At 67.4% G+C, this 17,502-nt stretch carries 18 protein-coding genes and 2 pseudogenes; 4 read left to right on the top strand and 16 right to left on the bottom strand.

Annotated features, from left to right (window positions below; translation table 11 throughout):
• Position 1: 1 nt before the first annotated feature.
• The 8 genes from LGM42_RS17195 to hda all read right to left on the bottom strand — a co-directional run bounded on the left by LGM42_RS17195 (position 2) and on the right by hda (position 6,074).
• Entirely contained in the window at positions 2-448 is a 447-nt protein-coding gene (locus tag LGM42_RS17195; RefSeq protein WP_226232716.1) for an STY0301 family protein, read from the bottom strand.
• Entirely contained in the window at positions 445-825 is a 381-nt protein-coding gene (locus LGM42_RS17190; RefSeq protein ID WP_060312716.1) for a BPSL0067 family protein, read from the bottom strand. The genes LGM42_RS17195 and LGM42_RS17190 overlap by 4 nt, the downstream gene beginning before the upstream one ends.
• Before the next feature lie 158 nt (positions 826-983).
• Entirely contained in the window at positions 984-1,799 is an 816-nt protein-coding gene (panB, locus tag LGM42_RS17185) for a 3-methyl-2-oxobutanoate hydroxymethyltransferase (RefSeq protein WP_060312717.1), read from the bottom strand.
• 43 nt (positions 1,800-1,842) lie between these two features.
• The gene (locus LGM42_RS17180) at positions 1,843-2,529 is read right to left on the bottom strand and encodes a deoxynucleoside kinase (protein WP_059642128.1); all 687 of its coding nucleotides are present in this window, start codon (positions 2,527-2,529) and stop codon (positions 1,843-1,845) included.
• Complete coding sequence (gene folK / locus LGM42_RS17175; protein WP_060312718.1) at positions 2,526-3,068, bottom strand: 2-amino-4-hydroxy-6-hydroxymethyldihydropteridine diphosphokinase; 543 nt, start codon at positions 3,066-3,068, stop codon at positions 2,526-2,528. The genes LGM42_RS17180 and folK overlap by 4 nt, the downstream gene beginning before the upstream one ends.
• 35 nt (positions 3,069-3,103) lie before the next feature.
• Entirely contained in the window at positions 3,104-4,645 is a 1,542-nt protein-coding gene (gene pcnB, locus LGM42_RS17170) for a polynucleotide adenylyltransferase PcnB (RefSeq protein ID WP_059642124.1), read from the bottom strand.
• A 5-nt stretch (positions 4,646-4,650) separates the two neighbouring features.
• Positions 4,651-5,328, bottom strand: a complete 678-nt coding sequence (locus tag LGM42_RS17165; protein ID WP_226232715.1) for an HAD family hydrolase — start codon at positions 5,326-5,328, stop codon at positions 4,651-4,653.
• Between the two features lie 11 nt (positions 5,329-5,339).
• Positions 5,340-6,074, bottom strand: coding sequence for a DnaA regulatory inactivator Hda (gene hda, locus LGM42_RS17160; RefSeq protein WP_221622686.1), 735 nt, complete (start codon positions 6,072-6,074; stop codon positions 5,340-5,342).
• 253 nt (positions 6,075-6,327) lie between these two features.
• On the opposite strand from hda, the gene purM reads away from it, so the two are divergent.
• Positions 6,328-7,383, top strand: coding sequence for a phosphoribosylformylglycinamidine cyclo-ligase (gene purM / locus LGM42_RS17155; protein WP_059574275.1), 1,056 nt, complete (start codon positions 6,328-6,330; stop codon positions 7,381-7,383).
• Between the two features lie 102 nt (positions 7,384-7,485).
• Here the strand turns inward: purM and tet are convergent, their stop codons facing one another.
• A complete protein-coding gene (gene tet / locus LGM42_RS17150; RefSeq protein ID WP_226232714.1) occupies positions 7,486-8,685 on the bottom strand; it encodes a Tet(A)/Tet(B)/Tet(C) family tetracycline efflux MFS transporter in 1,200 nt (399 codons plus the stop codon).
• 56 nt (positions 8,686-8,741) lie between these two features.
• Between tet and tetR the strand changes: the two genes are divergently transcribed.
• The gene (gene tetR / locus LGM42_RS17145; protein WP_060011424.1) at positions 8,742-9,374 is read left to right on the top strand and encodes a tetracycline resistance transcriptional repressor TetR; all 633 of its coding nucleotides are present in this window, start codon (positions 8,742-8,744) and stop codon (positions 9,372-9,374) included.
• A gap of 4 nt (positions 9,375-9,378) precedes the next feature.
• Here the strand turns inward: tetR and miaA are convergent, their stop codons facing one another.
• Positions 9,379-10,353, bottom strand: coding sequence for a tRNA (adenosine(37)-N6)-dimethylallyltransferase MiaA (gene miaA, locus LGM42_RS17140; protein WP_226232713.1), 975 nt, complete (start codon positions 10,351-10,353; stop codon positions 9,379-9,381).
• The gene (gene mutL / locus LGM42_RS17135; RefSeq protein WP_060312728.1) at positions 10,350-12,335 is read right to left on the bottom strand and encodes a DNA mismatch repair endonuclease MutL; all 1,986 of its coding nucleotides are present in this window, start codon (positions 12,333-12,335) and stop codon (positions 10,350-10,352) included. The genes miaA and mutL overlap by 4 nt, the downstream gene beginning before the upstream one ends.
• 184 nt (positions 12,336-12,519) lie before the next feature.
• Between mutL and LGM42_RS17130 the strand changes: the two genes are divergently transcribed.
• A complete protein-coding gene (locus LGM42_RS17130; RefSeq protein ID WP_059574270.1) occupies positions 12,520-13,203 on the top strand; it encodes a DedA family protein in 684 nt (227 codons plus the stop codon).
• Between the two features lie 90 nt (positions 13,204-13,293).
• On the opposite strand, the gene LGM42_RS17125 is transcribed toward LGM42_RS17130, so the two are convergent.
• The 5 genes and pseudogenes from LGM42_RS17125 to LGM42_RS17105 form a co-directional block, all read right to left on the bottom strand.
• Positions 13,294-14,106: a mechanosensitive ion channel family protein gene (locus tag LGM42_RS17125; protein WP_059574269.1), complete on the bottom strand. Its 813-nt coding sequence runs from the start codon at positions 14,104-14,106 to the stop codon at positions 13,294-13,296.
• 13 nt (positions 14,107-14,119) lie between these two features.
• Positions 14,120-14,455, bottom strand: a pseudogene (locus LGM42_RS33350) (mannose-1-phosphate guanylyltransferase/mannose-6-phosphate isomerase); the annotation flags it as partial.
• A gap of 85 nt (positions 14,456-14,540) precedes the next feature.
• The gene (cysC, locus tag LGM42_RS17115; RefSeq protein WP_060011431.1) at positions 14,541-15,071 is read right to left on the bottom strand and encodes an adenylyl-sulfate kinase; all 531 of its coding nucleotides are present in this window, start codon (positions 15,069-15,071) and stop codon (positions 14,541-14,543) included.
• 601 nt (positions 15,072-15,672) lie between these two features.
• Positions 15,673-16,506 carry a class II glutamine amidotransferase gene (locus tag LGM42_RS17110; protein WP_060965615.1) on the bottom strand — a complete coding sequence of 278 codons (834 nt, stop codon included), beginning with the start codon at positions 16,504-16,506 and terminating at the stop codon, positions 15,673-15,675.
• 201 nt (positions 16,507-16,707) lie between these two features.
• Positions 16,708-17,037, bottom strand: coding sequence for a carboxymuconolactone decarboxylase family protein (locus LGM42_RS17105; protein WP_059574266.1), 330 nt, complete (start codon positions 17,035-17,037; stop codon positions 16,708-16,710).
• 130 nt (positions 17,038-17,167) lie between these two features.
• On the opposite strand from LGM42_RS17105, the pseudogene LGM42_RS17100 reads away from it, so the two are divergent.
• Positions 17,168-17,456, top strand: a pseudogene (locus LGM42_RS17100) (AraC family transcriptional regulator); the annotation flags it as partial.
• Between the last annotated feature and the right edge of the window lie 46 nt (positions 17,457-17,502).

Here is a 17,502-nt window from a genome sequence, read left to right as displayed (position 1 = left end):
CTCACCCGCAGTGCCAGTCGATCATCTTCGGCGGCGTCCGCTTCGCGTCGTAGCGGACCGTGCAGGTTCGCGCGGCAGTGCCCAGCGGACGGGCAATGATCGCGGCCGTGTCGAAATACTCGCAACTCACCCAGTAATCGGTTTCGGCTGCCGCGAGTGGCCACGTGTTGACGAGCATATCGCGCCGTTTGACGCCGCTCGATGGGGCGAGCATGGCGAGTTGATCGGGCGGCCCGGACCAAAACGACACGCCGATCAGCGGATGTGCCTTCTGTGAATCGTAAGGGCGCCAGCCGTCGGGCGCGGGACCTGTGACCGTCTGTGAAACCGCCAGGCGGGCCGGACACTGAACAGGCGCCAAAGTGGCGTACGCCGACGAGATGCAACTAGCTGTCAGCAACGCGGCGAGCGCCGCATGGGCTGGAAAACGGGCGAGTGCCATCGTCATCGCACCACCGAGAACGCATCGGCGTTGTTGCTCGGATCGATATAGCGACCGTTTCTGTCCTTGCCCTGGAACCGGATGTGCCGTTTCCGGATTTTCGACAGACTGCGCCATTGTTCGATGACGTAGATGCCTTTCGAATCCTGACTCAGATAGAACGCCGCATGGTTGCCGTACGATTTGTTCGGATAACGCTCGTTCTCGAAAGTCGCGATGACCGTGCCCGGACGAATGGTCGAATCGCCCTTTACCGTCTTTTCCGGTCGCCACCCGGAGGTCGCGCCCACTTTGGTATGGACCTTCACGAGCGCAACGCACTCACCATCGCCTTGTAGTGGTTCGCCGGCCAAGTGGGCTGCGCGTTCGTATACGTGGGACATTTCGCCTCCATGGAATGATGGAAGCGCAATGGTCTCCGCAACGAAGGCCTACGGATATAGGACGTGTTTGAAAATGCAGTGCTGCCAAATCGAACGACGGGTGTCGTCGAGCAGGTGGCGGCCTTTGCCTTCGCATCGAGCCGCCATCTCGTCCGAAATCAGAACGAATGCTCCGGGCCCGGGAACGTGCCGTCCTTCACGGCGCGTACGTACGCTTCGACGGCCGTCTGAATGTTCGGCTGCCCCTGCATGAAATCCTTCACGAAACGCGGCCGCTTGCCGGGGAACACGCCGAGCATGTCGTGCAGCACGAGCACCTGCCCCGAGCAGTCGACGCCCGCGCCGATGCCGATCGTCGGAATCTTCAGCATGTGCGTGACTTCGGCCGCGACGAGCGTCGGCACGGCTTCGAGCACGACGAGCTGCGCGCCGGCATCCTCGATCGCGCGCGCGTCGCGCAGCAGTTGCGCGGCGCCGGCTTCGGTCTTGCCCTGGACCTTGAAGCCGCCGAACGCATGCACCGATTGCGGCGTGAGGCCGAGGTGCGCGCACACGGGCACCGAGCGTTCGACGAGGAAGCGGATCGTATCGGCGAGCCATTCGCCGCCTTCGAGCTTCACCATCTGCGCGCCCGCGCGCATCAGCTTGACCGCGTTCGCGAACGCGTCGGCCGGCGTTCCGTACGTGCCGAACGGCAGATCGGCGACGACCAGCGCGCGCGGTTGAGCCCGCGCGACACAGGCGGTGTGGTACGCGATGTCGTCGAGCGACACGGGCAGCGTGGTCGTGTGGCCCTGCAGCACGTTGCCGAGCGAATCGCCGATCAGCAGCACGTCGGTGCCGGCGCGATCGAGCAGCGCGGAAAAGCTCGCGTCGTAGCAGGTCAGCATCGCGATCTTCTCGCCGGCATCGCGCATTGCCTGCAGCTTGGGTACGGTCACGGCAGGCCGGCTCGATTCCTGGAGATAGGTCATGGGAAATCCGGGTCGGTGGGGAAGAACGACAGGCGGGGACGCGTCAGCGCGTCGTCTCGCCCTTGACGAAGAATTCCTTGCGGCCGCGCATCGTCTCGATGCGCTCGACCAGCAGGGCAAGGTCTTCGGGGGAATCCAGCGGGTTCAGGTGCTCGGCTGCGACCGTCAGCACCGGCGTGCGGTCGTAGTGGTAGAAGAATTCGTTGTACGCGTCGACGAGCGAGCGCAGGTACGCATCGCTGATCTGCAGCTCCATCGGCAGCCCGCGCTTCTGAATGCGCGAGAACAGCACTTCGGGGCTGGCCTGCAGATAGACGACGAGGTCGGGCGACGGCGCCTGCGGCACGTCGACGTGCGTGGCGACCGAGCGATACAGTTGCCATTCGTCTTCCGGCAGGTTCAGCCGCGCGAAGATGTCGTTCTTCTGCGGCATGAAATCGGCGATGACCGGGCGGCCGGTGTCGAGCGCGCCGATCAGCTCGCGCGCCTGCTGCGCGCGCTGCAGCGCGAACGACAACTGGACGGGCAGCGCGTAGCGCGCGGTGTCGCGGTAGAAGCGTTCGAGGAACGGGTTGTCCTGCGGGCGCTCGAGCAGCGCCTGCATCGACCAGCGCTCGCCGAGCAGGCGCGCGAGCGTCGTCTTGCCGACGCCGATCGGGCCTTCGATCACGAGATAGCGGTGCGGGGCGCGCAGGTCGGGCGCGGTGACGGTCAGCGGAGTCGAGTTCATCGGCAGCGGGTCTTGTCGGCGTCTGCGCCGGCCGCGAGCGCCTTCTGCATCGGGCACTGGCAGGTCTGCACCTTTTCGACGCGCTGATCGGCGACGGCGGCGAGAAAGGCGTCGGCACGGCCGCGCGCGGGGATGTCGAGCGCCGGCTCGATCTCGACGAGCGGCACGAGCGCGAACGCGCGGTCGGTAAGGCGCGGGTGGGGGACGATCAGGTCGGGTTCGTCGATCGAATCGGCGCCGAACAGCAGGATGTCGAGGTCGAGCGTGCGCGGCGCATTGCGATACGGACGCTCGCGGCCGAAGTGATGTTCGATCTTCTGGCAAAGCGCGAGCAGCTCGCGGGCCGACAGCGTCGTGTCGAGCTTGACGACGCAGTTGTAGTAGTCGTCGCCGCCCGCTTCGAACGGCGCCGTGCGATACAGGCTCGATTTGCCGAGGATCGAGATGGTGCGCTGCTGCGCGAGGCACACCACCGCGTCCTTCAAGGTCTGGCGCGCATCGCCGAGATTCGCCCCCAGTCCGATATATGCAACCGTCATGGCATCACTTCCTACGTCGTTCGCCGGCGGGCGCGTCAGTCGTCGGACCCGCCCGCGGTATCCGGCGCCTGCTCGGCGGCACCTTCACCCGGCTTGCGGTTTCGCGCACCGCCGCGGCGCCGCCGCTTGCGGGGCGATTTTTCCTTCGAGCCGCCCTGCGTGAGCAATGCCTCGCGAGCGGCCGCGTCGCCTTCGATGAAATCCGTCCACCACTGTCCGACTTCCGCATCGAGCTCGCCGGATTCGCAGCGTAACAGGAGGAAATCATACCCCGCTCTAAACCTTTGGTGTTCCAGCAGCCGCATCGCGCTGCGGCCCGAGCGTTTCTCGAGGCGCAGTTGCAGGCCCCAGATCTCGCGCATGTCGGCCGAGTAGCGCTTGTGGATCGCGAGTTTCTCGGTCTGCATGTCGAGCACGTCGTCCATCGCGCGATGCAGCGCCGGCACCGGGATTTCGCCCTCGGCCGTGTATTGCTCGAAGCGCTGGCGCATGTCGTGCCACAGCAGCGTCGCGAACAGGAAGCCCGGCGACACCGGCTTGCCGGCGCGCACGCGCGCGTCGGTGTTGTTCAGCGCGAGCGTGATGAACTTCTCGCCCTGCGGCTGTTCGAGCACGACGTCGAGCAGCGGCAGCAGCCCGTGATGCAGGCCTTCCTTGCGCAGCTTCTTCAGGCACGCGAGTGCGTGGCCCGACAGCAGCAGCTTCAGCATTTCGTCGAACAGGCGTGCGGCCGGCACGTTGTTGATCAGGTCGGCGAGCGCGTGGATCGGCTCGCGCGTATGCGGCTCGATCTCGAAATCGAGCTTCGCCGCGAAGCGCACGACGCGCAGCATCCGCACCGGATCCTCGCGAAAGCGCGTGGCCGGATCGCCGATCATCCGCAACAGGCGGGCGCGTACGTCGGCCATCCCGTCGTGGTAGTCGAGCACCGTCTGCGTCGACGGGTCGTAGTACATCGCGTTGATCGTGAAGTCGCGGCGCGCGGCGTCCTCGTGCTGCTCGCCCCACACGTTGTCGCGCAGTACGCGGCCGCTCGCGTCGACCGCGTGCGTGCGGCGATCGAGTTCGTCGCGCTTCAGGCGCCTCGGCGGCTCGGCCGCAGCCGCGGCCGCCTCGGGCGGCGCGTCGACCAGCGCGCGGAACGTCGACACCTCGATCAGCTCCTGGCCGAACTGCACGTGCACGATCTGGAAGCGGCGGCCGATCAGGCGCGCGCGGCGGAACAGGCGCTGCACCTCGGTCGGCGTCGCGTCGGTCGCGACGTCGAAGTCCTTCGGCGCGATGCCGAGCAGCAGGTCGCGCACCGCGCCGCCGACGATGAATGCACGAAAGCCCGCCTGCTGCAGCGTGTCGGTCACGCGCACCGCGTTCTTCGAGATCAGCGCCGGGTTGATGCCGTGCACGCTGGCCGGCACGACGGTCGGCTCATGGTTGCTGCGCGGTTTCTTCGCGCCGCCGCGGGCGCCCTTCGGGGCGCGCGGGGCGGCTGGGGCCGCTTCGTCGGCCGGGGCCGCGGCGGGAGGCGTTTGCTCGGTTTCGTCCTGGCCGAGCAGCTTGCGGATGAATTTTTTGATCACGACGTTCAGAAGAGATCGAGGATACGCCAGCCGCGGGTGCTTGCATGCGCACGCAGCGTGTCGTCAGGGTTGGTCGCGATCGGGTCGGTGACTTTCTCGAGCAGCGGGATGTCGTTGTGCGAGTCGCTGTAGAAGTAGCTATGTTCGAAGTCGTCCCAGTGCTTTCCGAGCGATGCGAGCCATGCTTCGGTGCGCACGATCTTGCCTTCGCGATAGCTCGGCGTGCCGGTCGGCCGGCCCGTGTACGGCGAGTCGGGATGCCCGTCGGTCGTTTCGACCTCGCACGCGATCAGCGTGTCGACGCCGAACGCGGTCGCGATCGGACGCGTGATGAATTCGTTGGTGGCCGTCACGACGCAGCACAGGTCGCCGGCATCGACGTGCTTGCGCACGAGTTCGAGCGCGGCGGGCGTCATCGCGGGGCGGATCACCTCGTGCATGTACTGCTCGTGCCATTCGGCCAGTTGCGCGCGCGAATACTTCGCGAGCGGCGTGAGCATCGCGCACAGGTACGCGTGGATGTCGAGCTTGCCGGCCTTGTAGTCGGCGAAGAACTGGTCGTTCTGACGCGAGAAGCTTTCCGCGTCGACGATGCCGAGCTTCACCATGAAGCGACCCCATTCGTGGTCGCTATCGGTGGGGATCAGCGTGTGATCGAGGTCAAAGAGTGCCAGATTAGTCATGGAAGCGCATTTTACTCGAAGCGGTTCGGGCCCGTGCCCGGTGGTGTGATGTCGTCGCCGGGACGCGCGAGCATCCGGCGCAGCAGCGGCAGCGTGACCGCGCGTTTCTGCTCGAGCGAGAAGCGGTCGAGCGCGTCGAGCAAGGCCATCAGGCTCGGCATGTCGCGCCGGAAATGGGTCAGCAGGTACGCGGCGATGTCGTCGGTGAGCGCGATCCCGCGCTCCTTCGCCGCGAGCTTGAGCACGGCGATCTTGCCGGCGTCGGACGGCGGCGACAGGTGGAACACGAGCCCCCAGCCGAGGCGCGTGCGCAGATCCTCGCGCACGTCGAGCGCGAGCGGCGCCGCCGGGCCCGCCGCGACGAACGCGCTCGACGGGTGCGCGCGCACTTCGTTGAACAGGTTGAACAGCGCGACCTGCTGCGTGTCGCTCATCCGGTCGCAGTCGTCGATCGCGTAGATGCCGATGCGCGGGTCGAACGTGAACGCGCCGAGCGGGCTCTGCGGGCTCAGGTAGCGCGCATAGCCGTACGACGCATCGCTCACGAGCGCCTGCAGCAGGTGGGTGCGGCCGCTGCCGGGCTCGCCCCAGATATAGAACGACCGGTCCGGCACGGGGCCGGCCGCGAGCGCGAGATCGAGCTTCTGCAGGCGCGTGACGAGCTCGTCGTTCTCGTCGCTCATGATGAAGTTGTCGAACGTGGCGGGCGGCGGCGTGCCGAGATCGAGCGTCAGTTGACGGGACACAGCAGTCACAGTGCGGATCGGTTGAAAAAACGCGTGCCGTACGCCGGGCGCGCGCGCGGGAAGGCGCCTCGGCCGGCTTCACGCGCGACCGTACGCACGGCGGCGCGGCGCGGGCTTCGGCGCGCTTCGCCCGGCGATGAAAACGGGGACGTGTTGACCAAGATGCAATCCCTGACGATTCGGTGCTCGGAATTCCGGCCAACGGGCCGGCTTCGGGTAAAATCGCATTTTACCGACCTTCTCGCATTCCCCCATGAATCCTCCGAAATCCGCTCCCGACGCTCAGGGTCTGTCCTATCGCGACGCAGGTGTCGACATCGACGCCGGCGACGCGCTCATCGACAAGATCAAGCCTTTTGCGAAGAAAACCCTGCGCGACGGCGTGCTCGGCGGCATCGGCGGGTTCGGCGCGCTGTTCGAAGTGCCGAAGAAGTACAAGGAGCCCGTGCTCGTGTCGGGCACCGACGGCGTGGGCACCAAGCTCAAGCTGGCCTTTCATCTGAACAAGCACGACACCGTCGGCCAGGATCTCGTCGCGATGAGCGTGAACGACATCCTCGTGCAGGGCGCCGAGCCGCTGTTCTTCCTCGACTACTTCGCGTGCGGCAAGCTGGACGTCGACACGGCCGCCACCGTCGTCAAGGGCATCGCGCAGGGCTGCGAACTGTCGGGCTGCGCGCTGATCGGCGGTGAAACGGCCGAAATGCCGGGCATGTACCCGGACGGCGAATACGACCTGGCCGGCTTCGCGGTCGGCGCGGTCGAGAAGAGCAAGATCATCGACGGCAGCACGATCGCCGAAGGCGACGTCGTGCTCGGCCTCGCATCGAGCGGCATTCACTCGAACGGCTTCTCGCTCGTGCGCAAGATCATCGAGCGCGCGAACCCGGATCTGTCCGCCGATTTCCACGGCCGCTCGCTCGCCGACGCGCTGATGGCGCCGACGCGCATCTACGTGAAGCCGCTGCTCGCGCTGATGCAGAAGCTGACGGTGAAGGGCATGGCGCACATCACCGGCGGCGGCCTCGTCGAGAACATTCCGCGCGTGCTGCGCGAAGGCCTCACCGCGGAGCTCGACCAGAAGGCATGGCCGCTGCCGCCGCTGTTCAAGTGGCTGCAGGAGCACGGCGGCGTCGCCGATGCGGAAATGCACCGCGTGTTCAACTGCGGGATCGGCATGGCCGTGATCGTCTCGGCGGCCGATGCCGACGCAGCGATTGCCGACCTGACCGCCGCCGGCGAACAGGTGTGGAAGATCGGCACCGTGCGTGCGACCCGCGAAGGCGAGGCGCAGACGGTCGTGGTCTGACGCATTGCCGCAGCAGATGCAGCAAGGAAAGCCGCCCGGGATCGATCCGGGCGGCTTTTTTTCGGCCGCTCGAGCCTCAGTATGGCCGGCGCCCGCCGACGCTCAAGCGGACGCTCGCGGCGCATTCGCCGGGCGCGCACCGGCCAGCAGCGGCGGCACGAGCAGGTACAGCAGCGCGGCGCCAGCCCACACGAGCCCCGGCCACGTCGCGCGCGTCGCCGCATAGGTCGCGGTAACGACCAGCGGCCCCGCGACGCCGATCAGGCTCGCCACGCTCGCCAGCGTGCCTTGCAGTTCGCCCTGGCGCGTATCGTCCACCTGCCGCGCGAGCATCGCCTGCAACGCCGGCAGCGTCATGCCGCCGGCCGCGAACAGCGGCAGCAGTGCAAACGGCACCCATGAGGCCGTGGCGAACGCGATGACCACAAGCCCGAGCGCATCGCCTGCCAGCCCCAGTGCGAGCGCGCGCCGCTCGCCGAGCCGCGCGATCAGCGGCCCGATCGCGAACGCCTGCGCGAGCGCGTGGCATGCGCCGTAGCCGGCGAGCGACAGTCCGGCGACCGGCGTCGACCAGCCGAAATGCTCCTGGCCGTACAGGATCCACAGCGTCGCGGGCGCCTGCGACACGAGTGCCACGATCACGTAGATGCCGACCAGCGGCGCGAGCGCGGGCGCGCCGCTCAGCCGGCGCAGGCTCGCGAACGGGTTGAGCGTGCCGGCCGTCCGGCCTTCCCGGGCCGCGCGCGGCCGCGATTCCGGCAACGCACGCCACACGAGCACGAGATTCAGCGCGTTGAGCAACGCGGCCGCGACGAACGGCGCACGCAGGTGCAGCGCGCCGAGCAGCCCGCCGATCAGCGGGCCGGCGATGAAGCCGATGCCCATCATCGCGCCGAGCTGGCCGAAGCGCCGTGCGCGGTCGGGTTCGGCCGTCACGTCGGTCACGTACGCGGTCGCGACCGCGACGTTCGCGCCGGTGATGCCGGCGATCAGCCGCCCGACGTAAAGCCACGCGAGCGTGGGCGCGAGCGCCATCAGCAGATAGTCGAGCGCGGCGCCCGCGAGCGACGCGAGCAGCACTGGCCGGCGGCCGAGACGGTCGCTCAGCGCGCCGAGCAGCGGCGTGCACAGGAACTGCGCGAACGCGTACAGCGCCAGCAGAATGCCGTAGTGGGTGTCGGTGCTGCCCGCGCCGGCGAGCGCGCGCAGTAGCCCGGGCAGAATCGGCATCACGATGCCGACGCCGATCGCGTCGAGCAGGACCGTGGCAAGAATGGCAATCAGGGACGGATTCAAGTGCATTACTCTATCGATGATAGAGTGAGGATTATTCCACAGTTTCCCTATCGGTGATAGAGATGAAGGACACAGGCGCGCGGCTGACGCGCGACACGGTATTGCGCGCGGCGCTCGAACTGCTGAACGAAGTGGGCATCGACGCGCTGTCGACGCGGCGGCTCGCCGAACGGCTCGGCGTGCAATCGCCGACGCTGTACTGGCATTTCAGGAACAAGGCCGAGCTGCTCGACGCGATGGCCGAGGCGATCATGCTCGAGCGCCACGGCGCGTCGCTGCCGAAGCCGGGCGACGTGTGGGACGCGTGGCTCGCGGAGAATGCGCGCAGTTTCCGCCGTGCGCTGCTGGCTTATCGCGACGGGGCGCGCCTGCACGCCGGCACGCGGCCGCGCGCGCTGCATTTCAGCTCGATCGAACGCAAGATCGCGCTGCTCGGCGACGCGGGGTTCACGCCGGACGAAGCGGTCGACGTGATGGTCGCGATCGGCCGCTTCGTGGTCGGATGGGTGCTGGAAGAGCAGGCGGCGCCGGACGCGGACGCCGATGCGTCACTGCCGGACGCGGCCGACTATCCGTTGTTCGCGAAAGGCTGGGCCGTGCTGCGCGAGCGCGGCGGCGACGAAGCGTTCGAGCGCGGCATCGCATGGATCGTCGACGGCGCCCGCGCGCGCCTGGCGGCGCGTCGGGCGGATTGAGCGGTCAGCGCGGCGTGCGGCCGTCGAGCACGCGTTCGAGCGCATCGAGCGCGCGAGCCGTCGAATCCGGCGCGATGCAGTCTACGACGATCCGTTCCGGCATCGCGCGCAGCCACGTGATCTGGCGCTTGCACAGCTGACGTGTCGCGAAGATGCCCTTGTCGCGCATCGTCCGGTAGTCGGTATCGCCGTCGAGGAATTCCCACGCCTGCCGATAGCCGACGCAACGCATCGACGGCAGATCGGGATGGAGATCGTCGCGGCGCCGCAGCCGCTCGACTTCGTCGATGAAACCCGCATCGAGCATCGCGTCGAAGCGCTGCGCGATCCGTGCGTGCAGCATCGCGCGATCCGACGGCTCGAGCGCGACCGGCACGAAGCGGTACGCGGCGGCCGCATCATCCGTGCGGCGCGGCGCGGCGAGCAGCGCCGACATCGGCTGCCCGCTCAGCATGAAGACTTCGAGCGCCCGCTGGATCCGCTGCGAATCGTTCGGCGCGAGCCGCGCGGCCGTGTCGGGATCGACCTGCGCGAGCCGCGCGTGCAGCGCGGGCCAGCCGTCGCGCGCGGCGTCGGCGTCGAGTGTCGCGCGGATCTCCGGGTCGGCACCGGGCAGGTCGTTGAGCCCTTGCGTCAACGCCTTGTAGTACAGCATCGTGCCGCCGGCGAGCAACGGCGTGCGGCCGCGCGCGACGATCTCGCGGATCAGCCGCAGCGTGTCCGTGCGGAATTCCGCGGCCGAATACGCATCGGCCGGGTCGATGATGTCGATCAGGTGATGCGGCACGCTCGCGCGCTCGTCGCGCGACGGTTTCGCGGTGCCGATATCCATGTCGCGGTAGACGAGCGCCGAATCGACGCTGACAATCTCGATCGGGCGGCGCGCGGCGAGCGCCAGCGCCGCGGCGGTCTTGCCCGAGGCGGTGGGGCCGAGCAGGCAGGCGATCGTCGTCGGAGTGGGCTGCGAGGAAGCGCTCATTGCCCGCGCATGAAGAGACGGTCGAGATCGTTCAGCGTGAGCTGGTACCAGGTCGGCCGGCCGTGATTGCACTGGTCCGCGCGCTCGGTCGCCTCCATCTGGCGCAGCAGCGCGTTCATCTCGTCGAGCGTCAGGCGCCGGTTCGCGCGCACCGCGTGATGGCACGCGAGCGTGCCGAGCAGCTCGTGCTGGCGCTCGGTGAGCACACGCGAGCCGCCGAACGCGTGCAGGTCGGCGAGCACCGCGCGCGCGAGCGATTGCAGGTCGGCATCCTTCAGCAGCGCCGGCACCGCCCGGATCGCGAGCGTCGTCGGCGATAGCACCGCGAGGTCGAAGCCGAGCGATTCGAGCGTGTCGCGCTCTTCCTCGACCGTGCCGATTTCGACCGGCGTGGCCGTCATCGAGATCGGCAGCAGCAGCGACTGCACGGCGACCGAGCGATCGGCGAGCGCGTTCTTGAACTGCTCGTACAGGATTCGCTCGTGCGCCGCGTGCATGTCGACGATCACGAGGCCGTACGCATTCTGCGCGAGCACGTAGATGCCGTGGATCTGGCCGAGCGCGAAGCCGAGCGGCTGCTCGTCGTGCGCGCCGGCGGCGAGCGGCGCCGCGGCGAAGCCCGGCAGCGGCGCGACCGGCGCGTCGGCCGTATCGCGGGCGACGAGCGTCGTGCCGTCCGGCGTGCCCGCGCCAATGTCCTTGCGGCCGAACAGCGCGTCGTAGAGCGCGAGCGGCTGCGCGACGGGCAGCGTGCCCTGCGTCATCCGCGCCTGGCGCATCCAGGTATTGCCCGCCGACGATGAAGACGACGGCGACGAGAAGCCGCTGCCGCCTGCCGCGTGGCCCTGGCTTTGGCCGAGCGGCGTGTCGACGAACGACGCCGGCCCGCGTGGCGCCGGGGAGAGTTGCGCGGCATGGCCGCCCGCGGTGGTTTCCGGCGACGCGCCCGCATGGCGGGCAAGCGCACGCTGCACCGCATGGAACACGTACTGGTGGATCGAGCGCGAATCGCGGAACCTCACCTCGATCTTCGACGGATGCACGTTCACGTCGACGGCTTCGGGCGGCAGGTCGAGGAACAGCACGTACGACGGGTAGCGGTCGCCGTGCAGCACGTCCTCGTAGGCCGCCCGCACCGCGTGCGTCAGCAGTTTGTCGCGCACGAAACGGCCGTTCACGAAGAAATACTGCTGGTCGGCGCGCCCGCGGCTCGCGGTCGGCAGGCCGGCGCAACCGTACACGGCGAGCGGGCCCGCCCGCTCGTCGAGCGGCAGGTGCGCGGTCGCGAAGCCGTCGCCGAGGATCTTCGCGACGCGCTGCGCGGGCTCGGTCGCGTTCCAGTGCTCGACGGCCTTGCCGTTGTGCAGCACCGAGATCGCGACGTCCGGCCGCGCGAGCGCCGCGCGGCGGATCATTTCGAGGCAGTGGCCGAATTCGGTCTGCTCGCTCTTCAGGAACTTGCGCCGCGCGGGCGTGTTGAAGTACAGCTCGCGCACCTCGATCGTCGTGCCGATCGAGCCGGCGGCGGGCGACAGCACGCCCGTCTGCGCGTCGATCTTCATCGCGTGCGCGGCATCGGCCGTGCGGCTCGTGATCGACATCTCGGCGACCGATGCGATCGATGCGAGCGCTTCGCCGCGAAAACCCAGCGTCGCGACCGCCTCGAGCTCCTCGAGCGAGCGGATCTTGCTGGTCGCGTGACGCATCAACGCGAGCGCCAGTTCGTCCGGCGGAATGCCGCAGCCGTCGTCGGTGATCGAGATGCGCTTGACGCCGCCTTCCTCCAGCACGATGCGCAGCGTCGTCGCGCCAGCGTCCATCGCGTTCTCGAGCAGCTCCTTGACGACCGACGCCGGGCGTTCGACGACCTCGCCGGCGGCGATCTGGCTGATCAGCTGGTCGGGCAGGGGCTGGATCGCGCGCAGCGGGCGCGCGGCGGGGGCGGGCGCGGCGCCCGCGGCCGTTTCGGTGATATCGGACATGGCCGAATTATAGCGAGGCGGCGAACGCGTGCCGGCGCGACCGGCCGTTACGTTTTTTCACGGACCCTTAAGGTAGTTTCGGTATCATCACCCCGTTTGCACGCGCCGCCTTGGCTGGCGGCCGCCTCGGCCATGTCTGGCCGGTTCCGGCCGTTCCGGCCCCATCGCCTTCGAGGAATCGCATTTGGATACGCTGCTTCATTTCGTCAACCTTGTCCTGCATATCGACGCCTTCCTCGGCGATTTCATCCGGCAGTACGGCGCGTGGGTCTATCTCGTCCTGTTCCTGATCGTGTTCTGCGAGACGGGGCTCGTCGTCTTCCCGTTCCTGCCCGGCGATTCGCTGCTGTTCATCGGCGGCGCGTTCGCGGCGACGGGTGAAATGAACGTCGGCCTGCTGATCGTGCTGCTGCTCGTCGCGGCGATTACCGGCAACACCGTGAACTACCTGATCGGCCGCTGGGTCGGCCCGAAGGTGTTCAATACGCATATCCCGGTGCTCGAGCGCTTCCTCGATCGCGCCGCGCTGCAGAAGACCCACTCCTTCTACGACAAGCACGGCGGCAAGACGATCGTGCTCGCGCGCTTCATTCCGGTCGTGCGCACGTTCGCGCCGTTCGTCGCGGGGGCGTCGTCGATGAGCGTCGCGCGCTTTCAGTTGTTCAACGTGATCGGCGCGCTGGTGTGGGTGCTGCTGCTCGTGCTGCTCGGCTATTTCTTCGGCAACATCCCGTTCGTCCGCCAGTACCTGAACGTGATCGTGCTGGTCGGGATCGGCGCGGCGATCGTGCCGGTCGCGCTCGGCGCGGTGTGGAAGCTCGTGCGCGGGCGGCGCTCGAACGGGGCGCCGAAGGCGGGCGGGCGCTGACGCGACGCGCTTCGACGCAATAAAAAAGCGTGGCGGCGGCCACGCTTTTTTTTCGTCCGCGCGGTTCGCCGTGCGGTTCGGCTGCTGCCGTCACGCGTTGCGTTGCGAGACCGGCGTTTCGGGCGTCGGATAGCCGGCTTCGCGGAACGTCTCGAGGATCACGCGGTTGGTGTCGCAGTACACCTGCCAGTAGTTCTCCGGTTGAGTCGACGGGCGCACGAACAGCAGCGGGCCCTCCGGCGTGAACTGCAGCACGCCGACGTCCGGTGCCGGCACTTTCAGCACGTTCGGCACCAGCTGGATCTGCGTCTTCAGGCGGTTGATCGCATCGGCCGCATCGACGCTGTTCGCGATCTTCGCGGTCAGGTCGACGCGGCGGTGCGGCGTCGCGCTGTAGTTCGCGATGTTGTCCGAGAAGATCTTGTTGTTGCCGACGATCGTCACGATGTTGTCGGCGGTGATGATCGTCGTGCCGAACAGGCCGAGCTCCTTCACCGTGCCCGTGACGCCGCCCGCGCTGATCACGTCGCCGATCTTGAACGGGCGCAGCACCTGCATGAACACGCCGGCGGCGAAATGCGCGAGCAGGCCGCCCCAGGCCGTGCCGATCGCGAGGCCGAGGCCGGCGAGCAGCGCGGCGAACGAGGTCGTCTGTACGCCGAAGATCTGCAGGATCGCGAGGATCAGCAGGATCGTCAGCAACACGCCGACGACGGAGGTCAGGTAGTCGGTGAGTGTCGGGTCGACCTTGCCGCTGCGGCGCACGACCTTGCCGAGCAGGCGCGTGCCGATGCGGATGGCCCAGCGGCCGACGAACCATAGGACGATCGCGGCGAGGAGGTTGAGGCCGAAGTCGAGGCCACGGGTCATCAGGAATTGCTGGGCGGTGGCGAGATCGATCATGCGTTCTCCGAAGTCAAGGGTAAAAGGGCGGCGCATGCACCGGAATGGGTGCGCTTTTATAACCTGACCGGCGAGCGGCCGGCAACCGGGCTGACATTGCTTGACGTAGTGAAAAACGGGCGGGACGTGGATGCGTGCGGCCCGTTTGAGGACGGCCTGTCGTGGCGCGCGGCGGGCGTCGAGTCGCTTGCCGCGCCGCGCGGCCGTAGGTGCCGTCGAGGCGGGCGGTGTCGTCCTCGCCGAGATGCGTGCCCGACTGCACTTCGATCGGTTCGAGCGGAATCTTGCCGGGGTTCGCCGGACGGTGCGTCGTGCCGAGCGGGATGTCGGTCGGCTGGTTTTCAGTCAGATCGCGCCGCGGTGGCCGACGATGGCACGGTGCTCGCGGTGAGGGCGATGCGCGACGGGCGGCGGACGACGTTCGACGATGGGCATCAGCCGTTCAACGGCAATTTCCGCATGATCGCGTGCACGCATTCCAGCGGACCTGCCTCGCCCGTGCGCACATGCACGTCGGGCGATACCGGCTGCTCGTAGATCGATTCGATGCCGGTGAACTGCCGAAGGGTCCCTTGCCTTGCCCGCGCGTAGAGCCCTTTGGGGTCGCGCGCTTCCGCCACGTCCAGCGCGACGTCGACGAAGACTTCGAAGAACATGCCCTGCGGAAAACGTGCGCGCGCTTTGGCGCGTGCCTCGCGAAACGGCGAGATCTGGGCAACGATGACGACGAGCCCGGCATCCACCATCAGGCGCGCGACCTCGGCTGTCCGACGGATGTTCTCGTGGCGGTCTGCGTCGCTAAATCCGAGGTCCTGATTCAATCCTTCGCGAAGCCGATCGCCGTCCAGCAGAAAAGTCCGCAGACCGCGCGCATCGAGTTGCTGCTTCAGCAGGTTCGAGAGGGTCGATTTGCCGGCGCCGGAGATACCGGTGAGCCATACCACGAAGGCATGGTCCTGCTTCATGCTGGAAAGCACGGATGGATCGCGCGTGAGCGTGACAGGGGGAGAACGGGGGAGATCTGGAGCCATCTCGGATTCGATGTGCCGGTAACGGCCTCGTACTTTAATTGTGAAGCGGATTCATCCGTCGGCGAATTGTAGCGGTGCTTTTCAAAATTGGTAACTTGAATATTTTAATCAGGAATAGACGTTCGCCTTCAGTCGGCGTGACGGCGTGCGAGCATCGCCCGCACGGTAATGATTGCCGATCCGCCGTAATAATTCGAAATGAATGCGTGTCGCCGACAGGGTTCTCGACCGTGTGTCGATTATTGCCGTGGTTCCCGGTCGGGATGAATCGCAAGGGCATGGATTTTTTTATTCAGCGAAAACTGTGCTAGCGCGCAGCATCCGCTTTCGCCATGCGACTCCGTCGCTCATTATCGAATTGGGGAATTATCCGAGGCGTTTGCCCGATTGTATTCGTCGAGCGACGATTCGTATCGCTTTCGATTGATCTGGCAGTACCGGGCGTCGGCCCGGCGCAACCGGATCGGCGAAACGGCCGTATCGCACCGAAGTACTCGCCACCTGGACGCGCTCGATTCGTCAGAACTGCGGCATGTCACTTGTGCCGCGGCCCGAACGGCCGCTGCTGCACGTCGGCGCCGTGCGCGACGATCGCCATCCCCTCCGGCACTTCCTCCCACGCGCCGCGCAGGTCGACGAGCGGTTCCGACACGACCATGAACGCGTCGTCGCCGGCTTCGGCGATGCGCGGGTTATGTGGATACAGCTCGTGCAGATGCTTGAACGACGTGCTGTGGAACAGCGAGCGCGATTGCCGTTCGCTCGAATAGCGCACCGCGACGATCCGTTCGCCGTCGGTCGCGCAGATCGTCATGTTCAGCGGGTCGGTGACGCGATGCCGCGCGGCGGTTTCCTCGACCACGCCGACCATCCGTTCGAGCGCCGGCAGCGGCGCCTGCTCGAGACCGTACGTGAGCGCGAGGCGGAACATCAGCTCGGAGTCGGTCGAGCCTTCGAGCGTCGGGAACAGCGCGGGATCGACCTTCATCGTCAGGTCGCGGCGCAACTTGTGGAAGTCGCGGATCAGCCCGTTGTGCGCGAACAGCCAGCGGCCGTGGCGGAACGGATGGCAGTTCGTTTCCTGCACGGGCGTGTCGGTCGCCGCGCGAATGTGCGCGATGAACATCCGCGAGCGGATCGCACGCGCGGCTTCGCGCAGGTTGCGATCGTTCCATGCGGGATGCACGGAGCGATAGCGGAACGGGAGTTCGTCGGGATGCCCGTACCAGCCGATGCCGAAGCCGTCGCCGTTGGTGGTCGTGGCGCCCAGCTCCGAATGCAGGCTCTGGTCGATCAGCGAATGCTTCGCGCGGAACAACACGGTTTCCAGATGGATCGGATTACCCGTATAGGCGAGCCAGCGGCACATGGAGCGCTCCTTCACGATGTATCGTTCGCGCATGGTAGCCGACTGAGCGGCGTTGCCGCATCGAGGGGCGTCACCGGCAATCGTCATACATGGCGGCCGCATACGCGCGATGGACCACCGTGCGGCCGCACTGCCGGCGTGACGCAACGCAGCCGTTCGACGCTGCGGTGCGGCACGACGGCAGTGCCGCACCGCGTCGGCTCAGTCGCCGAGCGCGTCCATCACACGCGCCGAATAGACGAGCGCCGCGCCGGCATTCAACGCAATCGCGACGCCGAGCGCTTCCGCCACTTCCTCCCGGGTCGCGCCATGCTTGGCCGCTTCGGCCGTGTGCACGGCGATGCAGCCGTCGCAGCGCGTCGTGACGGCCACCGCGAGCGCGATCAGCTCGCGCGTTTTCGCGTCGAGATGGCCGGTTTTGGCCCCGGCGCCGGACAGCGCCTGGTAGCCGGCCAGCGTGTCGGGCGACAGCTTGGCGATGTCGCCGATACGCGTCGAGAGCTCCTTCCGGTATTCGTTCCAGTTCAGCATGATGCGTCCTTTTTCGAGAAGAGTGACGAGCGCGGCGGCTGCCGCGATCTCGGGCGATGCAAGGCTATTCTGATCGCTCTCGATGAGGGTTTCGATAGGCGGGAGTGTGGATTTTCAGCGCAGTCGTTTCGTGGATGCATGGGGTCGACTGTTGTCGCCGGGGCGCAGCCATGTCGAGCTCGACATGCACTGCTTGCTCGACGGCCCCGTTCGCGATGCCGCACGGCCCGCTGCCGCCCGGCGAAGCGGCGTTCCATCTGGCGCCGGCCGGAACCTGCCAGCTGCGTGTCGCCGACGCACGCACGCTGCAACGCTCTGTCGGCGATTTCGTGCTGTTTCCCGGCGCGTACGACGTATTCATGCTCGCGTGCCGGTGCGCGGCTCGGCCCGCCGGGCCAGGCCGTGCTGCAGCCGCCGGCGCAATCGTGGACGGTCGAATCGCTCGGCGCCGCGGCCGCGATGCCG

The sequence above is a fragment of the Burkholderia sp. AU39826 genome, assembly GCF_020419965.1.
GTDB lineage: Bacteria > Pseudomonadota > Gammaproteobacteria > Burkholderiales > Burkholderiaceae > Burkholderia > Burkholderia semiarida.
Note: the sequence above shows the minus strand (reverse complement) of the source record. Positions and strands in the feature narration are given on the sequence as shown.

Bases quoted from the DNA above. Each gene is read 5' to 3' on its own strand.
- LGM42_RS17195 (WP_226232716.1), bottom strand. From the start codon at position 448: ATGACGATGGCACTCGCCCGTTTTCCAGCCCATGCGGCGCTCGCCGCG.
- LGM42_RS17190 (WP_060312716.1), bottom strand. From the start codon at position 825: ATGTCCCACGTATACGAACGCGCAGCCCACTTGGCCGGCGAACCACTA.
- panB (WP_060312717.1), bottom strand. From the start codon at position 1,799: ATGACCTATCTCCAGGAATCGAGCCGGCCTGCCGTGACCGTACCCAAG.
- LGM42_RS17180 (WP_059642128.1), bottom strand. From the start codon at position 2,529: ATGAACTCGACTCCGCTGACCGTCACCGCGCCCGACCTGCGCGCCCCG.
- folK (WP_060312718.1), bottom strand. From the start codon at position 3,068: ATGACGGTTGCATATATCGGACTGGGGGCGAATCTCGGCGATGCGCGC.
- LGM42_RS17165 (WP_226232715.1), bottom strand. From the start codon at position 5,328: ATGACTAATCTGGCACTCTTTGACCTCGATCACACGCTGATCCCCACC.
- purM (WP_059574275.1), top strand. From the start codon at position 6,328: ATGAATCCTCCGAAATCCGCTCCCGACGCTCAGGGTCTGTCCTATCGC.
- tet (WP_226232714.1), bottom strand. From the start codon at position 8,685: ATGCACTTGAATCCGTCCCTGATTGCCATTCTTGCCACGGTCCTGCTC.
- tetR (WP_060011424.1), top strand. From the start codon at position 8,742: ATGAAGGACACAGGCGCGCGGCTGACGCGCGACACGGTATTGCGCGCG.
- miaA (WP_226232713.1), bottom strand. From the start codon at position 10,353: ATGAGCGCTTCCTCGCAGCCCACTCCGACGACGATCGCCTGCCTGCTC.
- mutL (WP_060312728.1), bottom strand. From the start codon at position 12,335: ATGTCCGATATCACCGAAACGGCCGCGGGCGCCGCGCCCGCCCCCGCC.
- LGM42_RS17125 (WP_059574269.1), bottom strand. From the start codon at position 14,106: ATGATCGATCTCGCCACCGCCCAGCAATTCCTGATGACCCGTGGCCTC.
- cysC (WP_060011431.1), bottom strand. From the start codon at position 15,071: ATGAAGCAGGACCATGCCTTCGTGGTATGGCTCACCGGTATCTCCGGC.
- LGM42_RS17110 (WP_060965615.1), bottom strand. From the start codon at position 16,506: ATGTGCCGCTGGCTCGCCTATACGGGTAATCCGATCCATCTGGAAACC.
- LGM42_RS17105 (WP_059574266.1), bottom strand. From the start codon at position 17,037: ATGCTGAACTGGAACGAATACCGGAAGGAGCTCTCGACGCGTATCGGC.